Genomic DNA, 20784 nt, shown 5'->3' with positions numbered 1-20784 from the left:
CACAGTCGTGCGCCCACTTTTTCACGATCCGGACTGAATCATTCCCACACCGATCACCAACTCTCCTATAGTTGCCGCGAATTGACTGAACGTTGACCACGCACTGATCACATCCTGTCCCGCACCCCTGTTCCGTCCCTGCCCCCCATCCGTCCCGCACCCGTCCTGAGGACCCGATCGATGACCGCGCCCATCCGGCCCCCCGTACGCCCGGCCGCGCTCACCCTGCTGGCCGCTCTCCTCGTCACCGCGGCGCTCGGCGCGGGTGCGGTGGCCCTCGCGCCGGACTCCGTGCGCACCCCGCTCGCCTGGGGCGCCGCCCTCGTGGCGGTCGCGCTGAGCGCGGCCGCCGGATACATCGCGCACGCCCGGGCGAGCGTCGCCCTGCTGCGCAGGCGCACCGAGGAGATGCGGCACACGGCCGACCGCGGCGCCGCCGAACGGGCCCGCGCGGAGTCCGAGTTGGCCCAGGAGCGGGACGCCCGCGTGCGCGACGCCGCCGAGCTCACCGCCCAGCTGCGCACCGCCCGCGCCGAGCGCGCCGCCGCCCTCGCGGCCTGCGCCAACGCGGCCGGACGGATGCAGGCCCTGGCCACCGGCATGCTCGCCGACCTGCGCGAGATGGAGCACCGGCACACGGACGAGGACGTGCTCGCCGACCTGCTCCACCTCGACCACCGCACCGCGCAGGCGGGCCGGCTCGCCGACTCGGTGGCCGTGCTCACCGGCGCCCGCTCGGGCCGCCGCTGGGCCCGGCCCATCGCCATGGAGTCGATCCTGCGCGGCGCGATGGGACGCATCGGCGGCTACCAGCGGGTGCGCGTCCACGCCCCCGGCCAGGTCGCCGTCGCGGGCCACGCCGCCGAGGGCGTCATGCACGTACTGGCCGAACTCCTCGACAACGCCGCGAACTTCTCGCCGCCCACCGCGGAGGTGCACGTCTACGTCGAGGACGTCCCGGCCGGCGTCATCGTCTCCGTCGAGGACGCGGGCCTGGTCATGGGCCCGGTGCAGCTGCGCCGCGCCGAGCGGGCCGTCTCCGGCGGGACCTCGGGACTCGGCGGCCTGTCGGGTACCCGGCTCGGGCTCGCCGTCGTCGGCCGGCTGGCCCGCAAGCACGGTCTGACCGTGTCGTTCCGGCCGTCCGCGCGCGGCGGCACCGGGGTGCTGCTGCTCATCCCGCAGGAGCTGCTGTCCCGGACCACCGACACCCCGGCGCCCGCACCGGCCACGACACCAGCACCGGCCACTCACACGGCCACCGCCGTTGTCGCCGACGGGACGTCCCCGTACGACTCCGCCACCCACGAACCCGCCGCCGACGACACCCACCCCGGCCTTCCGACCCGTGCACGGACCGGCCACGAACGGACGTCGGACGACGGCGACAACGGCAGCGACGGCGAACGCGACCGCGCCCCCGACAGCGACAGCGGCCTGCCCAAGCGGGCCCGTGGTCGCACCCTGGCCGCCGCCCGGCGCGCCCAGGCCCGCGCCGCCGCACCGGCGGAGACCGGACGGGAGGTCTCCGCCCCCGCGGAGTCCCCCGCCGCCCGTTTCAGCAGCTTCCGACAGGCGGTGCGCGCCACCCCGCCACCGGCCGGGGAAGCCGCCACCACAACTGAACAACCCCTCGAAGATCACACGCAGGAAGGCGACACCCCCCAATGAGCGGGACCACCACCGGCGCTGGCCTGACCTGGCTGCTCGAAGGCCTCCTCAAGCGCACCCCGGGCGCCCGGCACGCCCTGGTCCTGTCGCGCGACGGCCTCAAGCTGTGCCACACCCCCGAGCTCTCCGCCGACCAGGCCGACCAGCTCGCCGCGATCGCCGCCGGGATCCAGTCCCTGGCGCACGGCGCCTCCGCCGAGTTCGGCGACGGCAGCGGCGGAGTGCGCTCCTCGATGACCGAGTTCCACGGCGGCACCCTCTTCATCGTCGAGGCCGGCGAGGGCGCCCACCTCGCGGTGATCGCCGCCGAGGACGCCGACGCGGGCCTGATCGGGCACACCATGATGGAGCTCGTCGAACAGCTCGGCGAACACCTGCGCGCGCTGCCCCGTACACCGGACGTCTCCCGCACCGTCCCGGCGTCATGAGCCGTCCGGGCCGGGACGACGCGCCCGACCGGCTCTACACCCTCACCGGAGGGCGCAGCCGGCCGGCGCCCGACGTCTCCTTCGACCTGGTGTCGCTGGTCGTCGCCGAGTCCGACCCGGTGCCCGGCATGCCGTCCGAGCACGCCGCGATCCTGCGGATGTGCGGGCGGCCGACGGCGGTCGTGGAGGTGGCGGCCGAACTCGGGCTGCCGGTGAGCATCGTGCGCGTCCTGCTCTCCGACCTCCTGGTGCAGGGCCGCATCGGCGCCCGCCACCCGCGCCCCGTCGCCGCCCCCCACCGCCTTCCCGACCTCGACATCCTGGAGCAGGTGCTCGTTGGACTCCGCAACCTCTGAACTGCCCGTCCGGCGGACGGAGTTGTCGGCCGGCGCCGACAACGGCCTGAAGGTCGTCGTCGTCGGCGGCTTCGGCGTCGGCAAGACCACCATGGTCCGCTCCGTGAGCGAGATACGTCCTCTCAACACCGAGGAGACGATGACGCAGGCGGGGCAGGGCGTCGACGAACTCGGCGACCTGGACGGCGTACGCGCCAAGACGTCGACGACCGTCGCCTTCGACTTCGGCCGCATCACGCTCGACGCGCACAACGTCCTCTACCTGTTCGGCGCGCCCGGCCAGGAACGGTTCTGGTTCCTGTGGGACCGGCTGTTCTCCGGCACGCTCGGCGCGGTCGTCCTCGTCGACACCCGCCGCCTGGAGGACTCCTGGTACGCGATCGACCGCCTGGAGCACCACGGGACGCCGTTCATCGTCGCCCACAACGACTTCGGCGGCACCTCGCACACCCTGGAGCAGCTGCGCGAGGCCCTCGACCTCGACCCGGAGGTGCCGCTGGTGCGCTGCGACGCGCGCGAGCGGGACTCCAGCAAGAGCGTCCTGATCGCGCTCGTGGAACACCTCAAGTCGCTGTACGCCACATCGCCGTACGCCACACCGCCGTACGACCCGTCGTCGTACGCCCCTCAGGAGATCGCCCGGTGACCTGCCCTGCCTCCGCCCCCGTACCGCTGTCGGGGCCGCGCTTCGCGACCGAACCCGCCACGCTCTACCGGGAGATGCGGCGCGACCACGGCGCCGTGGCGCCCGTCGTCCTCGACGGCGACATCCCCGCCTGGCTGGTCCTCGGCTACCGCGAACTGCACCAGGTGACCGGCGACCCCGTGCTGTTCAGCCGGGACTCCGACCTGTGGAACCAGTGGGAGAACATCCCCGCCGACTGGCCGCTGCTGCCGATGATCGGGCACAAGCAGCCGTCGATCCTCTACACGGTCGGCGAGCGGCACCGGCAGCGCGCCGCGATGATCAGCCACGCCCTGGAGGCGGTCGACCCGTTCGAACTGCGCTCGCACGCCGAGCAGTTCGCGGACGAGCTGATCGACGGCTTCTGCGGCAAGGGCGAGACGGACATCGTCGCGGACTACGCGATGATGCTGCCGGTCCGCGTCCTGGCCCGGATCTACGGCTTCTCCGACGAGCAGGGCCCCGCTCTCGTCACCGCCATGAACGACATGATCGACGGCCGGGAGCGGGCCCTCGCGGGGCAGCAGCACCTGGCCGAGTCGATGGTCGGGCTGCTCGCGGCCAAGCACACCCAGCCGGGCGAGGACGTCGCCTCGTACATGCTGGACGACACCTCGGGGTTCACCGACGAGGAGATCGCCCAGGACCTGATGGTGATGATGGCGGCCGGGCACCAGCCGACGGCCGACTGGATCGGCAACTCGCTGCGGCTGATGCTGACCGACGACCGGTTCGCCGCGTCGCTGTTCGGCGGGCGGCACAGCGTCGCCGAGGCGATGAACGAGGTGCTGTGGGAGGACACGCCCACGCAGAACGTCGCGGGCCGCTGGGCCACCCGCGACACCACCCTCGGCGGGCGCCACATCCGCTCCGGCGACCTGCTCCTGCTGGGGCTCGCCGCCGCCAACGCCGACCCGCAGGTGCGCACCGACGCCTCGGTGCTGACCGGCGGCAACAACGCGCACTTCTCCTTCGGGCACGGCGAGCACCGCTGCCCGTTCCCGGCGCAGGAGGTCGCGGAGGTCATCGCGCGCACCGGCATCGAGGTCATCCTCGACCGGCTGCCCGACATCGACCTGGCCGCGCCCGCCGAGTCGCTGACCCGCCGCCCCTCGCCGTGGCTGCGGGGCCTCACCGACCTGCGGGTCCGGTTCACGCCGACGCCCGCCCTGTAGCTCTTCGCCGGCTCTTCGCCGACTCTTCGCCCTCGCCGCCCTCCTCGCCTCCCTGGAGACCTCAGTGACGACATCCGCATCCGCCTGCCCCCACGCGTCCTCCGCCCCGATCGCCCTCGACCCGTTCGTCACCGACCTGGCCGGCGAGAGCGCCCGGCTGCTGGCGGCGGGCCCGATCGCACGGGTGGAGCTGCCCGGCGGCGTCCCCGTGTGGGCGGTCACGCACCACGCCGAGGCCCGCGCGCTCCTCACCGACAAGCGTCTGGTGAAGGACATCGAGGTGTGGGGCGCCTGGCAGCGCGGCGAGATCCCCGCCGACTGGCCGCTGATCGGCCTGGCCAACCCGGGCCGCTCGATGCTCACCGTGGACGGCGAGGACCACCGCCGGATGCGCGCCCTGGTCGCGCAGGCGCTGACCGTGCGCCGGGTGGAGCGGATGCGCGAGCGCATCGAGGAGCTGACGGCGGGCCTGCTCGACAAGCTCCCGAAGGAGGGCGAGGTCGACCTCAAGGCGGACTTCGCGTACCCCCTGCCCATGTACGTGATCAGCGACCTGATGGGCATAGACGAGGCGGACCACCCGCGCCTGAAGGTCCTGTTCGACAAGTTCTTCTCCACGCAGACCCCGCCGGAGGAGGTCATCGCGACGCTCGGCGAGCTCGCCGCGATGATGGGCGCCGTCGTCGCGGCCCGCCGCGCCGAGCCGGGCGACGACCTGACCAGCGCGCTGATCCAGGCGTCCGAGAACGGCGACCACCTCACCGACGAGGAGATCGTCTCCACGCTGCAGCTGATGGTCGCGGCTGGCCACGAGACGACGATCTCCCTCATCGTCAACGCGGTCGTGAACCTCTCCGCCCACCCCGACCAGCTGGCGCTCGTCCTCGACGGCAAGGCGACCTGGGAGCAGGTGATCGAGGAGACCCTGCGCTACTCGACCCCGACCTCCCACGTGCTGATCCGGTTCGCCGCCGAGGACGTCGAGGTCGGCGGGAAGACCATCGAAAAGGGCGAGGCGCTGATCGTCTCCTACGGCGCCATCGGCCGCGACGAGCAGGCGCACGGCCCGACGGCCGGCTCCTTCGACATCACCCGCACCTCGCCGACCCGGCACATCTCCTTCGGCCACGGCCCGCACGTCTGCCCGGGCGCCGCGCTGTCCCGGCTCGAGGCGGGGGTCGCGCTTCCGGCCCTGTACGCGCGCTTCCCGGGCCTGCGCCTGGCGGTCGAGCCGGCCGAGCTGCGCAACAAGCCCGTGGTGACGCAGAACGACCTGTTCGAGCTGCCGGTGGTGCTGGGCGCCTGACGCCCCTCACGCGCCCCTGCGCGCTCTCGTAGATCTTCACAAGTCCACGGGCCGGAGGCGGTCGTCTCATCGAACGGACACGTTTCCGTCCGGTTTCACCGAGGGGATACCCTCCGGCTCGTGGCTGAGATCCAGATTCCCGCTGACATCAAGCCCGCCGACGGACGTTTCGGCGCGGGCCCCTCCAAGGTGCGGACGGAAGCGCTGGACGCGCTGGCCGCCACCGGTACCTCCCTGCTCGGTACCTCGCACCGCCAAGCCCCGGTCAAGAACCTGGTCGGACGCGTCCGTGAGGGCGTGCAGGACCTGTTCTCGCTGCCCGAGGGCTACGAGGTCATCCTCGGCAACGGCGGTTCGACGGCGTTCTGGGACGTGGCGACGCACGGCCTGATCGAGAACAAGTCGCAGCACCTGAACTTCGGTGAGTTCTCGTCGAAGTTCGCCAAGGCGGCCAAGCTCGCGCCCTGGCTGGCCGAGCCGACCGTGATCTCGTCCGACCCCGGTACGCACCCGGAGGCGCGGGCCGAGGCCGGCGTGGACGTCTACGGTCTGACCCACAACGAGACCTCGACGGGTGTCGCGGCCCCGATCAAGCGTGTCGCGGGCGCCGACTCCGGGTCCCTCGTCCTGGTGGACGCCACCTCCGGCGCGGGCGGCCTGCCGGTCGACATCGCCGAGACGGACGTCTACTACTTCGCCCCGCAGAAGTCCTTCGCGAGCGACGGCGGCCTGTGGATCGGCGTCTTCTCCCCGGCGGCGATCGAGCGCGCGGAGCGCATCCACGCCTCCGGCCGCCACGTGCCCGAGTTCTTCTCCCTCCCCACGGCGATCGACAACTCCCGCAAGAACCAGACGTACAACACCCCGGCGCTGTCCACGCTCTTCCTGCTCGCCGAGCAGCTGGACTGGATCAACGGCCAGGGCGGTCTGGCGTGGTCCACGGCCCGCACGAAGGACTCGTCCTCGCGCCTGTACTCCTGGGCGGAGGAGTCGAAGTACGCGACCCCGTTCGTCACGGACGCGGCCAAGCGCTCGCAGGTCATCGGCACGATCGACTTCGACGACTCGGTGGACGCCGCCGCCGTCGCGAAGGTGCTCCGCGCCAACGGCATCGTCGACACGGAGCCCTACCGCAAGCTCGGCCGCAACCAGCTCCGCATCGCGATGTTCCCGGCCATCGACCCGTCGGACGTCCAGGCCCTGACGGCCTGCATCGACTACGTCATCGGCCAGCTCTGACCACCCCGTAGCCCAAGGCGGCGGAGGCCGCCGCCTTGGGCAACCCGCCGGCCCCCGCCGCCTTAGGCAACCCGCCGGCCCCCGCCGCCTTGGGCAACCCGCCGGCCCCCGCCGCCTTGGGCAACCCGCCGGCCCCCGCCGCCTTGGGCAACCCGCCGGCCCCCGCCGCCTTGGGCAACCCGCCGGCCCCCGCCGCCTTGGGCAACCCGCCGGCCTCCGCCGCCTTGGGCAATCTGCCGCCATGGGCGGCAGGGTGGGCAAGGCGGCACCCCGGCGCGGGGTGAGCGCTCCCCTCCGGCATCCAGCTCGGTGCGGTCGCACCATCGCCGGGTGCAGCTCCGGTGGGGGCTGATCGCGCAGTTCCCCGCGCCCCTGACGGGGCTACTCTCACCGCCGCCCCGGGCGACAGGGTGCGCAAGGCCGAGCACGCGGGAACGGCGCTCCAGCAGAAGCACCCGGTCCTGCACGGGGCCCGGGTCCCCGGCGGTCGGCCGGGACGTACCGGCCGCCCCCGCCGCCTCAGCGCTGCCTGGGCTTGCGCAGCAGCCGCCCGATCCCGATGACGGCGATCAGCACGACCGCGGCCCCGACGGCCCCCGCCTTACCGGTGAACCTGAACCCGCCGCCGTCGCCGCCCGACGAACCCGAACTCCCGCTCCCGCCCGACCCGTTGGCGCCGCCGGAGTCGCCGGAGGCCCCTTCGACCTCCACCGGCTCCACGGAGCTGCCCTTGCCCTCGCTCCCGTACAGCAGCGTCTTCCCGTCCAGGGTGTACGTGACCGACTCGCCCTGCGGCTGCATCGGCACGCTCAACTGCCCCTGCCGCTCGGGCTTTCCGTCGTTCCAGGAGTACGCGATGCCGCCGAAGTAGCCGCGTACGGCGAGCTGCCTGCCGTCCGGCGAGAAGGCCGCGTCGGTCGCCCACAGGTCGATGTCGGCGATGCGCTTGAAGGTGTTGGTGGCGGCGGAGTCGAGGGTGGCCGGACCCTCGTACAGGCCGCCGCCGTCCTCGCCCTTCTCGATGATGTAGACCCGGCCGGTCTTCGGGTGGACCATCAGCGACTCGGCGTTGCGCGGCCCGTCCGCGTACTTCACGACGTACTGCGTGGCCCGCACGGTCTGGTCGACGAGCTTCTTCGGCTCGGGCAGCTTGTAGATCCAGACGTGGTCCCACTTGCCGCCGAGGTTGTCGCCGATGTCGCCGACGTACAGATCGCCGTCGGGGCCGATGGAGATCGCCTCGACGTCACGGGGCGCGCCGACGCCGGTGAGGGTGAGCGTGGCGACGGTCTTCCCGGTGCGTCCGTCTATGGCGTACAGGTACGCGCCGTCGTCGCTGTCGTTGTGGGTCCAGTAGATCCCGGGGTGTGCGCGGGAGGCGGCGAGGCCGCTGGACTCGGTGATCCGCGGGTCCTGGAGGGTGAACCCGGAGGAGCCGACGGACGGCTTGCCGTCGGCCGTCGCGACACCGCCGAAGGCCCCCACGACAAGGACGACCGCGGCCCCGGCCGCACCCAGATACGAACGCATGGCCCCAGCTTGCCAGGCGTGTCCTGTCTCACATGCATGCGGCCCGGCCGATCGACGATGATGAGCGGATGCTCAGGTTCATGTTCGTCGGCGACAGCCAGACCATCGGCAGCGCCGGGGAGCACACCTGGCGTCACCGCTTCTGGCAGCACCTGCGCCGCTGCGCCGGGCCGTACGCGGTCGTCGGCCCCCGCGAGACCCTCTACGACAAGTCGGCCGACGCCCCGACGTCCCTGGCCTACGCGGACCCGGACTTCCCGCGCCGTCATCTGGCCGGCTGGGGCGAGGGCTGGCTGCACATGGCGCCGGTCGTCGCGGACGCGGTGCGCGCCTGCGGCCCGGACGTCCTCCTGGTCAACCTGGGCCTGATCGACCTCGGCTTCTACACGAACGCCGAGCAGACCGCCGCGAACATGCGCCGCTTCGTCGCCGAGGCCCGCTCCGCGAACCCGGCGGTCCGGATCGCCGCCCTCCCCGTGATCCCGAACATCCGGGCCGAGTCGGACGCCCCCTTCGCCGCCGAGGTCGCCCACTTCAACACCCTGCTCGCGAAGGCGGTCGCGGACCTCTCCGTGCCCGGCTCACCGCTGCTGCTGGCGTCGGTCCCGGAGTCGTACGACATCCACCACGACACGTACGACGGTACGCACCCGAACGCGTCCGGCGAGCACAAGCTCGCGTCGGCGTTCGCCCAGGCCCTGCACCAGGGCTGGGGCATCGGCGGCCCGTACCGGTCGCCCGCCGCCGTCTAGTACGGCGCCGTCCCGCACCACTTCTGCGCCCGGTCAAAGGGCGGGGCGCATCCGCGCCCGCCCTTTGACCGGCGAACGCCGTTGAGGAGAGCGGCCGTTGGTATGCGCACCGGGACCGTTCACCGCGCTCCCCCTTGCTTCGAGCGCACTCCAGGACATTGGCTGTACATCCATGAAGTACACGCAACTCGGACGCACAGGACTCAAGGTCAGCCGGCTCGTCCTCGGCACCATGAACTTCGGTCCGCAGACCGACGAGGGCAGCAGCCACGCCATCATGGACGCGGCGCTGGCCAGTGGCATCAACTACTTCGACACGGCGAACGTGTACGGCTGGGGCGAGAACAAAGGCCGTACCGAGGAGATCATCGGCACCTGGTTCGCCCAGGGCGGCGGGCGGCGCGACAAGACCGTGCTCGCCACCAAGGTGTACGGGAACATGGCGGCCGACGGCGACGCGTGGCCCAACCACGACCGGCTCAGCGCGGTGAACATCCGCCGGGCCGTGGACGCCTCGCTCAAGCGGCTGCAGACCGACTACATCGACATCTACCAGTTCCACCACATCGACCGGCACACGCCGTTCGAGGAGATCTGGCAGGCGATCGACGCCCTGGTCCAGCAGGGCAAGATCCTCTACGCGGGGTCGTCGAACTTCCCCGGCTACAAGATCGCCCAGGCCAATGAGACGGCCCGCGCCCACGGCCGCGTCGGCCTGGTCAGCGAGCAGTGCCTCTACAACCTGGCCGAGCGCCGCGCCGAGATGGAGGTCATCCCGGCCGCGCAGGAGTACGGCCTCGGGGTCATCCCCTGGTCGCCGCTGCACGGCGGGCTGCTCGGCGGTGTCCTCAAGAAGGAGTCGGAGGGCCGGCGCCGCAAGGACGGCCGCTCCGCCTCCGCGCTGGAGAACACCAAGGTGCGCGACCAGGTCCAGGCGTACGAGGACCTGCTCGACAAGCACGGTCTTGAGCCCGGTGAGGCGGCCCTGGCGTGGCTGCTGACCCGGCCCGGTGTCACGGGACCGATCGTCGGCCCGCGCACCCGGGAACAGCTCGACTCCGCGCTGCGCGCCGTCGAGCTCGAACTGAGCGAGGAACTGCTGACGTCCCTGGACGAGATCTTCCCGGGCCCCGGCCCGTCGCCGGAGGCGTTCGCCTGGTAGCGGCACCGGCGGCGGCCGCCGGGCCTGCGGCTACTTCCCGGCGACCGCCGCCACCGCCACCACGACGAACATCAGCACAAGCACACCGGCCATGATCCGGTTCCGCGTCTTCGGGTCCACGTACCGAGCCTAACGCGCACCGGTGAGCGCCCAGGCGCCGACCTTCTCGTACCGCGGCTGCTCCCCCGGCACGTCGGACCTCGGCAGATTGCTGCGGACGAGCGCCAGCTCACCGACGGTCCAGGGCTGCCCGGCGAACCCGTCGAGGGCGGTGACGTACGGCTCGAAGTCGTACGCGGCGCGGCTGCGCGCCAGCGTCAGATGCGGCCGGTACCGCCGGTGCTCCCCGGGCAGCCCGGCCTTGCGGCCCGCCGCCTCGGCCCGCTCGGCGAGCCGCCGCAGCACCGGCACGTCGCCGGTCACCCCGGCCCACAGCGCCCTCCCGCCGAACTGTCCGCCGCCGCGCAGCGCCACCGTGAACGCCTCGGTCCGTGCGGCGGCCCGCGCGAGCCGCCGCTCCAGCTCGGGAACGGTCTCGTCGGGTACGTCGCCGTAGAAGGCGAGGGTGAGATGCCAGCCGGGCCGCCCGGTCCAGCGCAGCCCGTCGTCGGCGGGCAGCCGGTCCACGGCCGCCCCGAGCTCGCTGACGGCGTCGGGGGGCGGCAGCACGGCGGCGAAGAGTCTCATGGCGGCCAGTGTCCCCCGCGCTCCGGAGAGGGCGCGGGGAACTCCGGACAGGGCCTAGGCGACCGCGGCCAGCGGCTGCGGCTCGCGCGGCACGAACTGCACATGCCGCTCCCCGCGCCGCAGATCGACCTTGAGCCGCAGATTCGCGGCCCGGGCCAGCATCAGACCGACGCCCACCGCGGCGCCGGCGCAGATCAGCCCGCCGAGCATGAAGCTCACCCGGACCCCGTACTGGTCGGCGAGCCAGCCGAAGAGCGGCCCGCCCAGCGGCGTACCGCCGGTGAACACCATCATGAACAGCGACATCACTCGCCCGCGCATCTCCGGGTCCGTGCCCATCTGGACGTAGGAGTTCGCGGTGACGTTCACGGTCAGGCCGAGGATGCCGAGCAGCACGATGAGCGGGGCGAAGGCCCAGACGCCCGGCGCCCACGCGGCCAGGACCTCCAGCGAGCCGAAGCCGATCGCCGCGCCGACCAGGACCCGCAGGCGGGTCGAGCGGCGGCGGGCGGCGAGCAGCGCACCGGCGAGGGAGCCGATCGCCATCAGCGTGTTGAACATGCCGTACTGGCCGACGCCGCCGTGGAAGACGTCGTCCGCGTACGCGGAGAGCCAGATCGGGAAGTTGAACCCGAAGGTGCCGACGAATCCGACGAGCACGATCGGCCAGATCAGCTCGGGGTGCCCGGACACGTACCGCAGGCCCTCCCGCAGCTGCCCCTTGCCGCGCGGCGCGCGCTTGATCTCGTGCAGCTCGCGGGTGCGCATCAGCATCAGGCCGGTGAGCGGCGCGAGGAACGACAGGCCGTTGGCGAGGAACGCCCAGCCGGGGCCGACGGCGGCGGTCAGCGCGGAGGCGACGGCCGGGCCGATGAGGCGGGCGGACTGGAAGTTGGCGGAGTTCAGCGAGACGGCGTTGCGGACCTGGTCGGGTCCGACCATCTCGGACACGAAGGACTGCCGCGTCGGGTTGTCGACGACGGTGACGAGGCCGGTGAAGAAGGCGGCGGCGTAGACGTGCCAGACCTGTACGTTGCCGGACAGCGTCAGTGCGGCAAGGAACAGGCCGGACAGGCTCATCGCGCCCTGGGTGCAGAAGAGCAGGCTGCGCTTGGCGAACCGGTCGGCGATGACACCGCCGTACAGGCCGAAGAGCAGCATCGGCAGGAACTGCATCGCCGTGGTCACACCGACGGCGGCCGACGATCCCGTCAGCGAGAGCACCAGCCAGTCCTGGGTGATGCGGGCCATCCAGGTGCCGGTGTTGGAGATGACTGCCCCGGTCGCGAACAGGCGGTAGTTACGCACCTTGAGGCTCGCGAACATCGAGGGCTTGCGGGGGCGGGCAGGGGTGTCGTGGGCGGCTGGTGCGGGGGCGGAGTCTGCTCCGGATCCCGTACTCAAAGTGGGTTCGCCTCCTCGGCGGTCGTCGTACCCCGAAGGGCTTGCAGGGCAGGGCTCACAGGTGGGCGAGCTTCTCCAGGACGGGTGCCGCCTCGCGGAGCTTGGCCCACTCGTCCTCGTCGAGTCCGTCGACCAGGTCGGCCAGCCACGCGTTCCGCTTCCTGCGGGACTCCAGGAGCATGGTCTCGGCCTGCTCGGTGGACGTGACGACCTTCTGCCGGCGGTCCTCGGGGTGAGGCTCCAGCCTGACCAGTCCCTTGGCCTCGAGAAGCGCGACGATGCGGGTCATCGACGGCGGCTGCACATGCTCCTTGCGGGCCAGTTCACCCGGGGTCGCGGAGCCGCATCCGGCGAGGGTGCCGAGCACCGACATCTCGGTGGGGCTCAGCGACTCGTCGACCCGCTGGTGCTTGAGTCGGCGGGACAGGCGCATCACCGCGGAGCGCAGAGAGTTCACGGCGGCTGCGTCGTCGCCATGGGAGAGGTCCGGCATGTTCGTTAGCATAACTCATTACTGTGTCTAACTACTACCGGAAAACGCCCGCGTGCCCGTGATCCCCACCACGGAACCCTCCAACCAGGCCGGTGTCACTCAAACGAGTGAGCCGGATCCGGAAAGTGACACGATCGAGCACACCGCCCCGCGACCATGTCCGCATGGGATCGACAGTGCTCAGCCTGCGGATAGACGGTGAGCTGCTCGACCGGCTCAAGGGGCATGCCGCGAAAAGAGGAATGAGCGTCCAGGACTATGTGGTCCGGACGCTCATTCGAGACGACTTCGACGAACGCTTCAAGACGTCGGTCGAGGAGACGGAGAAGTTCTACGGGGCCGCGTAGGGCCCCGTAGCAGCTCTCGGTCAGGTGAGGCCGAGAGCCGGCATCAGGTAGTAGAAGGCGAAGACGGCCGACACGGCGTACATCGCGGCCGGCACCTCCTTGGCCCGGCCCGCGACCACGCGCAGCACGGTGAAGGTGATGAAGCCCATGCCGATGCCGTTCGTGATCGAGTACGTGAACGGCATCATCAGCATCGTGACGAAGGCCGGGATGGCGACGGTCCAGTCGTCCCAGTCGATGGCGCGGATGCCGCCCGACAGGATCAGGAAGCCCACCGCGAGCAGGGCCGGGGTGGCCGCCTGGGACGGGACCATCGTGGCGATCGGCGTGAGGAACAGCGCGACCGCGAAGAGGCCACCGGTGATGACGTTGGCGAAACCGGTGCGGGCGCCCTCACCGACACCGGCCGTGGACTCCACGAAGCAGGTGGTGGCGGAGGAGGACGAGGCGCCACCGGCGGCGACAGCGATGCCGTCGATGAAGAGCACCTTGTTCATGCCGGGCATCTGGCCCTTCTCGTCGGTCAGGTGCGCCTCGTCGCTGATGCCCATGATCGTGCCCATCGCGTCGAAGAAGCACGACAGCAGCACGGTGAAGACGAAGAGGATGCCGGTGAGGACACCGACCTTCTCGAAGCCGCCGAAGAGACTGACCTGGCCGACGAGCCCGAAGTCCGGCGTGGAGACCGGGTTGCCCGGCCACTTCGGGGTGGTCAGACCCCAGGAAGGCACCTTGGCGACGGCGTTGATGACGATCGCCGCGACCGTCATCACGACGATCGAGATCAGGATCGCGCCCGGCACCTTGCGCACGAGCAGCGCGAGGGTCAGCAGCACACCGAGGACGAAGACGAGAACCGGCCACCCGTTCAGGTGACCGTCGGCGCCCAGCTGGAGCGGGACCGTGGTCTGGGCGGCGTCCGGGATGCGGGAGACGAAGCCGGAGTCGACGAGACCGATCAGCATGATGAACAGGCCGATACCGATCGCGATGCCCTTGCGCAGGCTGAGCGGCACGGCGTTCATCACGCGCTCGCGCAGACCGGTGGCGACCAGGAGCATCACGACGAAGCCCGCGAGGACGACCATGCCCATCGCGTCCGGCCACGACATGCGCGGCGCGAGCTGCAGCGCGACGACGGTGTTCACACCGAGGCCGGCCGCGAGCGCGATCGGGACGTTGCCGATGACACCCATGAGCAGCGTGGTGAACGCGGCGGTCAGCGCGGTCGCGGTGACCAGCTGGCCGTTGTCGAGCTGATGCCCGTACATGTCCTTCGCGCTGCCGAGGATGATCGGGTTCAGCACGATGATGTAGGCCATCGCGAAGAACGTGGCGAAACCGCCACGGATCTCACGGCCGACCGTCGAGCCACGCTCGGAGATCTTGAAGTACCGGTCGAAGCCGTTCTTCGGGGCCGACGGCGGCTGCTGATGGACATCGACCGGGGCGGTGGCCGAAGTGGACATGGAGGACCTCAGTGATTTTCAACGGTGCCCAGGAGGCAAGAAGCGGGCAAGGGGTTGATCAATCCTGGTCGCCGGATGATCACCAACAGGTTTCCCCGATGTTTCCGTTGGTGTTTCGTACGAACAGAAGTGGCCAGTCTTAGGCGGTTTCAGTATGAACATATGAGGCGGAAATCGCTATCTCCGCGCGTAGACCCTTGGTATACGGGGGTTGAGTGAGGTTTCGAGGGTGTCGTTAAGCTGTGCTCATGGCGAAGTGGACACCGAAGCATGAGGCGCCGGAACCCCTGGAGGGCCCGGTCGTCGCCACCATCACCGGCGGCACGATCCTGTGGTTCGTCCTCTTCCTCGTACAGCTGCCGTTCTACGGCTGGTTCTCCGACCACGGCCACACGTGGTGGATCTGGACGTGCCTGGCCGGCGGCGCCCTCGGCCTGATCGGCGTCTGGTACGTCCGTGGGCGCGACGCCGCGCTCAAGCGGGCAGCGGCGGCGACCCCGGCCGACTAGCTCCGCCAAGCCCCACCGCCCCGCACCCGCCGAGCGTCCGTACAACCCCGGGACTACGGGCGTCCTCCCCAGGTCGGATAAACCTCCGCCCAAGGGGTGAAGCGTCCGATCCCCCCGTACCGTCGAAGGCATGACGCACATCGACGCGGGCGCCGAGCTCGACCCTGTGCACCCGGTGCCCCTGCCGACCCGTGCGACCGGCCTGACCGCCGCCGAGGTCGAGGAGCGCAAGCGGCGCGGCGAGATCAACGACGTACCGCTGCGCAGCTCCCGCTCGATGACGGACATCGTCCGGGCCAACGTCTTCACCCGGTTCAACGCGATCATCGGCGTGCTCTGGCTGATCATGCTGGCCGTCGCCCCGTTCCAGGACAGCCTCTTCGGCTACGTGATCCTGGCCAACACCGGCATCGGCATCATCCAGGAGTGGCGGGCGAAGAAGACCCTCGACTCCCTCGCCGTGATCGGCGAGGCCAAGCCGACCGTGCGGCGCGACGGCGTCGCCGCCGCCGTCTCCACCTCCGAGATCGTGCTCGGGGACCTGATCGAGATCGGCCCCGGCGACAAGATCGTCGTGGACGGTACGTGCGCCGAGGCGGACGGGCTGGAAATCGACGAGTCGCTGCTCACCGGCGAGGCCGACCCCGTCGTCAAGCAGCCCGGCGACGAGGTGATGTCGGGCTCGTTCGTGGTGGCGGGCGGCGGCGCGTTCACGGCGACGAAGGTGGGGCGTGAGGCGTACGCGGCGCAGCTGGCCGAGGAGGCGAGCCGGTTCACGCTCGTCCAGTCCGAGCTGCGCTCCGGCATCTCACAGATCCTCAAGTACGTGCAGTGGATGATGATCCCGACCGCGATCGGCCTGGTCATCAGCCAGCTCGTGGTCAAGCAGCACGGGTTCAAGGACTCCGTCGCGCGCACCGTCGGCGGCATCGTGCCGATGGTCCCCGAGGGGCTCGTGCTGCTCACCTCCGTCGCCTTCGCGATCGGCGTGATCCGGCTCGGCCGAAAACAGTGCCTGGTGCAGGAGCTGCCCGCCATCGAGGGCCTGGCCCGGATCGACACCGTCTGCCTCGACAAGACGGGCACCCTCACCGAGGGCGGCATGGACGTCGCGGAGCTGCGCCTCATCGGTGACGGCGACCGCGACGAGACGTACGTACGCACCGTCCTGGGCGCGCTCGGCGAGTCCGACCCGCACCCGAACGCGTCCCTCCAGGCCGTCATCGACGCCTACCCGGACAGCGAGGAGTGGCGCTGCACCGAGTCGCTGCCGTTCTCCTCGGCCCGCAAGTACAGCGGCGCCGCCTTCAGCGAGGACGACGGGACGAGCAGCGCCTGGCTGCTCGGCGCGCCCGACGTGCTGCTCCCCGCCGGGCATCCGGCACTGGCCGAGGTCGACGAACTGAACCGGCAGGGCCTGCGGGTGCTGCTGCTCGCCCGCGTCACCCGCGCCCCGAAGGACCTCTCCGACCCGACGGTGGCCGACGGCGCCGAACCGGCCGCGCTCATCGTCCTGGAGCAGCGGCTGCGCCCCGACGCCGCCGACACCCTGCGCTACTTCGCCGAGCAGGACGTCAAGGCGAAGGTCATCTCCGGGGACAACGCGGTGTCGGTGGGCGCCGTCGCCGCCAAGCTCGATCTGCCCGGCGCGCAGAACACGGTCGACGCCCGTACGCTGCCCACGGATCAGGCCGAGATGGCGGACGCGCTCGACGCGGGCACCGTCTTCGGGCGGGTCACCCCGCAGCAGAAGCGGGACATGGTCGGCGCGCTCCAGTCGCACGGGCACACGGTCGCGATGACCGGTGACGGCGTGAACGACGTCCTGGCCCTCAAGGACGCCGACATCGGCGTCTCCATGGGCTCGGGCTCGGAGGCGACGCGGGCGGTGGCGCAGATCGTGCTGCTGAACAACTCGTTCTCGACGCTGCCCTCGGTCGTCGCGGAGGGCCGCCGGGTCATCGGCAACATCACGCGCGTGGCGACGCTGTTCCTGGTCAAGACCGTGTACTCGGTGCTGCTCGCGCTGCTCGTGGTCTGCTTCCAGGTCGAATACCCGTTCCTGCCAAGGCACTTGACCCTGCTGTCGACACTGACGATCGGCGTCCCCGCGTTCTTCCTGGCCCTCGCCCCCAACAAGGAACGCGCGAAACCGCACTTCGTGAAGCGCGTGATGCGGTACGCGATTCCGGGCGGGGCCGTCGCCGGGGTCGCGACGTTCGTGATGTACATGGTGGCCCGGCACTACTACACGGGCTCGGACGCGCTGAACGCCGAGACCAGCGCGGCGACGCTCACGCTGTTCCTGATCTCGATGTGGGTGCTCGGCATCATCGCCCGCCCCTACACCTGGTGGCGGGTGTGCCTGGTGGCGGCGATGGCCTTCGCGTTCCTGCTGGTGCTCGTCGTGCCGTGGCTCCAGGACTTCTTCGCGCTGAAGCTGGTCGGCGACATGATGCCGTGGACGGCGGTGGGCGTCGCGGTGGTGGCGGCGGCCGGCCTGGAGTTCCTGTGGAAGTGGGTCGACCGCCGCTTTCCCGCGTAGCGGGCTACCGGGTGACTACTGGACGTCGACGAAGTCGCTGGTCGACGTCACGGCCGGGGTGGTGGACGTGCCCGCGAACTTGTAGCGGAAGTAGCCGTCGGCGGACGCGGTGACCGTGGTCTTCAGCGAGCCGGTCGAGGAGGACGTCACCGTCTTGAGATCGGTGTACGTGCTGGAGGTCTTCTTGCGGAACTGGAGCGTCACCTTCTGGCTGGTGTAGCCCGCGTACTTGTGGGTGTCCCAGTTGGCACGGGTCAGGGAGCCGGTGACCGTGATGGTCCTGCCCTTCTTGACGGGCTCGGGGGAGGCGTTGGTGCTCAGCTTGGCGTAGCGCTTGACGCTGAACGTCTTGGCGTTCTCCGGGGCCGTGAAGTCGGAGTCGTTGGCCTGCACCATGAGTGCGGCCTTCCACTGGCCGGCCGCGCGGTTCGTCAGGTCCCACTGCGGGTCGATCGGGAAGGTCAGGGTGCAGTTCGACGTGGTCGCGTTCACCGCCGTGCAGGAGGTGACCGTCTCGCCGTCCTCGTTCGAGATGGTGATCGCGTCCGAGGAGGCGACGTCCGTGCCGTGGTAGAGCGCTCCGAACGCGGACTTGGGGTTGATGCCCGAGTCGTCCGTGGCCTGGAAGGTCACCTTGACGGTGGTCGCCTTGGTGGTGCCGAGGACGACGTCCTTGCCCCCGTTGATGACGATCTTCGAGATCGTCGTGTCGCCGACCTGGTCGTCGGCGGCGGCCGACCGCGCCGCGAAGGTGGTGGCGTGACCCGCCGTGAGGCCGGCCTTGGCCTGGGCGAAAGCCGAGCGGGCCGAGTCGCTGTCGGCCTGCGCCGGGACGGCGAACGCGGTGAGCGCCAGGGCGCCGGAAACCGTCACGGCGGCCGCGGTGGCACGAATGCGCATGTGTTCCCCACAGTGGAGAAGGGGGCCCGTGGTGCGAGTGCCGTCACACGGGCCCAAGTTATCTAGGAGTCTGTTGACTCGCGGTGTAGACCCGTGACGGATGTGGCGGGTTGTACGGGACGGGGCCGCTGCGGAGTGACATGAATCTCGGGGCCGCGGTGGAACCCGCGGCCCCGAAAAACCCTCCGCCCTCTCAGTCGAACCAGCGGTCCCGCGCCAGTTCCCCGGTCCGCGAGGGGTCTTCGAGCAGCGCCGCCACCTCGAAGCGGCGCGGCCACTGGCCCGCCGCCCAGGCGAGACCGGCGGCGACGCCCTCCAGGGTGGCCGCGTGCACGGTGCCGTCGGGGGTGCGGCGCCAGTCGAGCTCGATGCCGCCCGCGTACAGCTCCTCGTACTCGATGTACGAGTCCGGGGTGGCGGCCCCGAGGAGGATGCGGACGGAGTCGGGCACCGGGTGCTCGGCGGGCTCGGTGCCGGTGGGCTCGGCGGCGACGGCCTCGCTGAGGCGGCGCACCTGGAACAGCTCGGCGAGTTCGGCGGCACGGGCCGGGGCGACGGGCAGCAGGGCGTGCCCGGCGGCGAGCGGGACCAGATCGGGGGCGTCGGCGACGAGCGCGTCGGCGGCGTCCACGATCACGACCTCACCGTCCCGCACGGCCCGCAACTCGTCGGGGAGTGTCACCTGTTCGGGGTCGAGGCCCGCCAACCTGCCGTACAGGGCATGGAGTTGGGCGGCGCCGACGTCGCGGTCGGGGTCGGCGAGCCGGTCGAGGAGTTCGGCGGCGCCGCCGGGCTCGTCGAGGAGGGCGCCGACGGTGGTGCGCACTCCGAGCGCGCGGAGCACCTGTTCGTCCTCGAAGCCGGACGCGTCGGCCGGCTCGTAGAGCCCTTCGAGCAGCGGGTCGCCGCCCTCGGCGCGCAGTCCGGCGGGGCGGCGCCCGTCGAGCACCGGGTTCCCGCGCAGCCACCACGCGGTGTACGGGCGGACGTTCTCGTGCGTGCCGTCGGGAAGCAAGATCCGCACGGGCTGGGTGAGCGCGTCGCGCAGCGGCGGCCGGGCGAGCAGGGCAAGGGCCTGCGGCCAGCGGTCCTCGTCGACGAGGTCCAGATCGCGTACGGCGATCAGTTCGGTGGCGACGGGCGGTACGGGCGTGTCGGGCAGCCGGTCGAGGACGTCCTCGCACCAGACGTCGACGGCGTCCAGCAGACCCGCGTCGTCGGGCTCGGGGAAGTCGCTGTCGCGCGGGTCGAGTTCGTCCGGGTCGAGAACGACATCGGCGGCGCGGACGAGCGCGAAGGTCGCGAGAACACCACAGGCGGCCAGCGGACCCTCACCCCACCGCTCGGCCAGTTCCTCGTCCACGTACGGCACTTCCCCCTCGCGCAGCACATCGGCGATCGGGCTGCCGGGGAGGAGGAGTTCGGCGGCGGGGGCGAGTTCGCCGTCCTCGTCGGGCAGGGCGAGCGCGCCGAGCCAGGGTTCGTCGCCGACGTCGAGGTGGGCGTCGCGCACGAGCGTGAGGACGACGTCCGCCAGCTCGTCGGCGGTCAGCGTGTTCTCGTCGTCCCAGACGGACGTCTCGTCGTCGAGGGAGGCGGCGACCGCGGCCCGCACCTGCGGGGTGGTGAGGACCGCGCGGGGTGTGGCGGGCAGCGCGCCGAGCTTCTCCAGGAGCGGGTGGGCGGCGTCCTCGTGGGCGACCTTCAGACCGAGCCGGGCGAGCGCGTCACCGGGCAGGGCGGGGGCGTCGGCGGAGGGCAGCAGCACCTGACGCGGGCCGATGGTGGTGCGGCCCCCGGCCAGCGGCACGGGCAGTCCGCTGAGCCGGTCCGGGTCGACGCCCGCCAGCGACTCGTACAGGCTGTGCCACCAGCCGGGTTCCTTCTCCAGGCCCGCGAGGCGGTCGATGGTGTCGCCGAGCGGGAGCCGGGCCACGCCAAGGGTCCGCAGTTCCACGCGGCGTTCGAGCCCGGCGGGCAGCAGGCTGGGCAGCACGTCGGCGAGGACGCGCACGGTGTCGGCGCCCGCGCCCTCGACGATCTCGGCGTCGCGGGGCCTGAGGGCCTCGGGCCGGTCCTCGTCGTCGTCCGGGGCGAGGGCGGGAGGGAGGAAGTCAGGGCGGGCG

18 protein-coding genes and 1 pseudogene are annotated in these 20784 nt (G+C 71.3%); 12 read left to right on the top strand and 7 right to left on the bottom strand.

All coding sequences use genetic code 11. The annotated features are described in order from the left end of the window. Positions 1-180 precede the first annotated feature (180 nt). From J3486_RS41180 to serC, 7 genes are all read left to right on the top strand, one after another. The gene (locus J3486_RS41180; protein ID WP_207829245.1) at positions 181-1671 is read left to right on the top strand and encodes a sensor histidine kinase KdpD; all 1491 of its coding nucleotides are present in this window, start codon (positions 181-183) and stop codon (positions 1669-1671) included. Then, the gene (locus tag J3486_RS41175; protein WP_207829243.1) at positions 1668-2099 is read left to right on the top strand and encodes a roadblock/LC7 domain-containing protein; all 432 of its coding nucleotides are present in this window, start codon (positions 1668-1670) and stop codon (positions 2097-2099) included. The genes J3486_RS41180 and J3486_RS41175 overlap by 4 nt, the downstream gene beginning before the upstream one ends. Continuing rightward, positions 2096-2455 (top strand): DUF742 domain-containing protein, encoded by a 360-nt coding sequence (locus J3486_RS41170; protein WP_207829241.1) that lies wholly within the window; start codon positions 2096-2098, stop codon positions 2453-2455. Before J3486_RS41175 ends, J3486_RS41170 begins: the two co-directional genes overlap by 4 nt. Further along, positions 2436-3101 (top strand): ATP/GTP-binding protein, encoded by a 666-nt coding sequence (locus J3486_RS41165; RefSeq protein ID WP_207829240.1) that lies wholly within the window; start codon positions 2436-2438, stop codon positions 3099-3101. Before J3486_RS41170 ends, J3486_RS41165 begins: the two co-directional genes overlap by 20 nt. After that, a complete protein-coding gene (locus J3486_RS41160) occupies positions 3098-4315 on the top strand; it encodes a cytochrome P450 (RefSeq protein WP_207829238.1) in 1218 nt (405 codons plus the stop codon). The genes J3486_RS41165 and J3486_RS41160 overlap by 4 nt, the downstream gene beginning before the upstream one ends. Positions 4316-4379: 64 nt before the next feature. Continuing rightward, the gene (locus J3486_RS41155; protein WP_207829236.1) at positions 4380-5621 is read left to right on the top strand and encodes a cytochrome P450; all 1242 of its coding nucleotides are present in this window, start codon (positions 4380-4382) and stop codon (positions 5619-5621) included. 120 nt (positions 5622-5741) lie between these two features. Beyond that, positions 5742-6860 (top strand): phosphoserine transaminase, encoded by a 1119-nt coding sequence (gene serC / locus J3486_RS41150; protein WP_207829235.1) that lies wholly within the window; start codon positions 5742-5744, stop codon positions 6858-6860. Between the two features lie 519 nt (positions 6861-7379). Here the strand turns inward: serC and J3486_RS41145 are convergent. Then, complete coding sequence (locus tag J3486_RS41145; RefSeq protein WP_207829234.1) at positions 7380-8390, bottom strand: WD40 repeat domain-containing protein; 1011 nt, start codon at positions 8388-8390, stop codon at positions 7380-7382. 68 nt (positions 8391-8458) lie between these two features. Here J3486_RS41145 and J3486_RS41140 point away from each other — a divergent pair, with 68 nt between their 5' ends. Both J3486_RS41140 and J3486_RS41135 read left to right on the top strand, forming a co-directional pair. Continuing rightward, positions 8459-9142 carry an SGNH/GDSL hydrolase family protein gene (locus J3486_RS41140; RefSeq protein WP_207829233.1) on the top strand — a complete coding sequence of 228 codons (684 nt, stop codon included), beginning with the start codon at positions 8459-8461 and terminating at the stop codon, positions 9140-9142. Positions 9143-9314: 172 nt separating this feature from the next. After that, the gene (locus J3486_RS41135; protein ID WP_207829232.1) at positions 9315-10304 is read left to right on the top strand and encodes an aldo/keto reductase; all 990 of its coding nucleotides are present in this window, start codon (positions 9315-9317) and stop codon (positions 10302-10304) included. A 129-nt stretch (positions 10305-10433) separates the two neighbouring features. On the opposite strand, the gene thpR is transcribed toward J3486_RS41135, so the two are convergent. Genes thpR through J3486_RS41120 form a run of 3 tightly spaced genes read right to left on the bottom strand, consistent with a single transcriptional unit; the run spans position 10434 to position 12888 of the window. Beyond that, the gene (thpR, locus tag J3486_RS41130) at positions 10434-10991 is read right to left on the bottom strand and encodes an RNA 2',3'-cyclic phosphodiesterase (RefSeq protein WP_207829231.1); all 558 of its coding nucleotides are present in this window, start codon (positions 10989-10991) and stop codon (positions 10434-10436) included. A 54-nt stretch (positions 10992-11045) separates the two neighbouring features. Next, a complete protein-coding gene (locus J3486_RS41125; protein WP_207829230.1) occupies positions 11046-12395 on the bottom strand; it encodes an MFS transporter in 1350 nt (449 codons plus the stop codon). A 55-nt stretch (positions 12396-12450) separates the two neighbouring features. After that, positions 12451-12888, bottom strand: a complete 438-nt coding sequence (locus J3486_RS41120) for a MarR family winged helix-turn-helix transcriptional regulator (RefSeq protein ID WP_207829228.1) — start codon at positions 12886-12888, stop codon at positions 12451-12453. Between the two features lie 164 nt (positions 12889-13052). On the opposite strand from J3486_RS41120, the gene J3486_RS41115 reads away from it, so the two are divergent. After that, positions 13053-13235, top strand: a complete 183-nt coding sequence (locus tag J3486_RS41115) for a ribbon-helix-helix protein, CopG family (RefSeq protein WP_207829227.1) — start codon at positions 13053-13055, stop codon at positions 13233-13235. A 20-nt stretch (positions 13236-13255) separates the two neighbouring features. Here J3486_RS41115 and J3486_RS41110 read toward each other — a convergent pair whose 3' ends face one another. Continuing rightward, positions 13256-14704 carry an NCS2 family permease gene (locus tag J3486_RS41110; RefSeq protein WP_207829226.1) on the bottom strand — a complete coding sequence of 483 codons (1449 nt, stop codon included), beginning with the start codon at positions 14702-14704 and terminating at the stop codon, positions 13256-13258. Between the two features lie 248 nt (positions 14705-14952). On the opposite strand from J3486_RS41110, the gene J3486_RS41105 reads away from it, so the two are divergent. Further along, positions 14953-15213: a DUF2530 domain-containing protein gene (locus J3486_RS41105; protein ID WP_207829225.1), complete on the top strand. Its 261-nt coding sequence runs from the start codon at positions 14953-14955 to the stop codon at positions 15211-15213. Between the two features lie 130 nt (positions 15214-15343). After that, positions 15344-17758 carry an HAD-IC family P-type ATPase gene (locus tag J3486_RS41100; protein WP_207829224.1) on the top strand — a complete coding sequence of 805 codons (2415 nt, stop codon included), beginning with the start codon at positions 15344-15346 and terminating at the stop codon, positions 17756-17758. A gap of 15 nt (positions 17759-17773) precedes the next feature. Here J3486_RS41100 and J3486_RS41095 read toward each other — a convergent pair whose 3' ends face one another. After that, positions 17774-18658 (bottom strand): calcium-binding protein, encoded by an 885-nt coding sequence (locus tag J3486_RS41095; RefSeq protein WP_207829223.1) that lies wholly within the window; start codon positions 18656-18658, stop codon positions 17774-17776. A gap of 193 nt (positions 18659-18851) precedes the next feature. Beyond that, positions 18852-20784: pseudogene (locus tag J3486_RS41090) on the bottom strand (molecular chaperone Hsp90); the annotation flags it as partial.

The sequence above is a fragment of the Streptomyces sp. VRA16 Mangrove soil genome (genome assembly GCF_017377775.1).
Taxonomy (GTDB): Bacteria; Actinomycetota; Actinomycetes; order Streptomycetales; family Streptomycetaceae; genus Streptomyces.
This window is presented reverse-complemented; position numbering and strand designations above follow the sequence as displayed.

Excerpts from the sequence above, each read along its gene's own strand:
- J3486_RS41115 (WP_207829227.1), top strand. The coding sequence starts at position 13,053 with ATGGGATCGACAGTGCTCAGCCTGCGGATAGACGGTGAGCTGCTCGAC.
- J3486_RS41175 (WP_207829243.1), top strand. The coding sequence starts at position 1,668 with ATGAGCGGGACCACCACCGGCGCTGGCCTGACCTGGCTGCTCGAAGGC.
- J3486_RS41095 (WP_207829223.1), bottom strand. The coding sequence starts at position 18,658 with ATGCGCATTCGTGCCACCGCGGCCGCCGTGACGGTTTCCGGCGCCCTG.
- thpR (WP_207829231.1), bottom strand. The coding sequence starts at position 10,991 with ATGAGACTCTTCGCCGCCGTGCTGCCGCCCCCCGACGCCGTCAGCGAG.
- J3486_RS41110 (WP_207829226.1), bottom strand. The coding sequence starts at position 14,704 with ATGTCCACTTCGGCCACCGCCCCGGTCGATGTCCATCAGCAGCCGCCG.
- J3486_RS41170 (WP_207829241.1), top strand. The coding sequence starts at position 2,096 with ATGAGCCGTCCGGGCCGGGACGACGCGCCCGACCGGCTCTACACCCTC.
- J3486_RS41120 (WP_207829228.1), bottom strand. The coding sequence starts at position 12,888 with ATGCCGGACCTCTCCCATGGCGACGACGCAGCCGCCGTGAACTCTCTG.
- J3486_RS41100 (WP_207829224.1), top strand. The coding sequence starts at position 15,344 with ATGACGCACATCGACGCGGGCGCCGAGCTCGACCCTGTGCACCCGGTG.
- J3486_RS41105 (WP_207829225.1), top strand. The coding sequence starts at position 14,953 with ATGGCGAAGTGGACACCGAAGCATGAGGCGCCGGAACCCCTGGAGGGC.
- J3486_RS41180 (WP_207829245.1), top strand. The coding sequence starts at position 181 with ATGACCGCGCCCATCCGGCCCCCCGTACGCCCGGCCGCGCTCACCCTG.
- J3486_RS41135 (WP_207829232.1), top strand. The coding sequence starts at position 9,315 with ATGAAGTACACGCAACTCGGACGCACAGGACTCAAGGTCAGCCGGCTC.
- J3486_RS41145 (WP_207829234.1), bottom strand. The coding sequence starts at position 8,390 with ATGCGTTCGTATCTGGGTGCGGCCGGGGCCGCGGTCGTCCTTGTCGTG.
- J3486_RS41140 (WP_207829233.1), top strand. The coding sequence starts at position 8,459 with ATGCTCAGGTTCATGTTCGTCGGCGACAGCCAGACCATCGGCAGCGCC.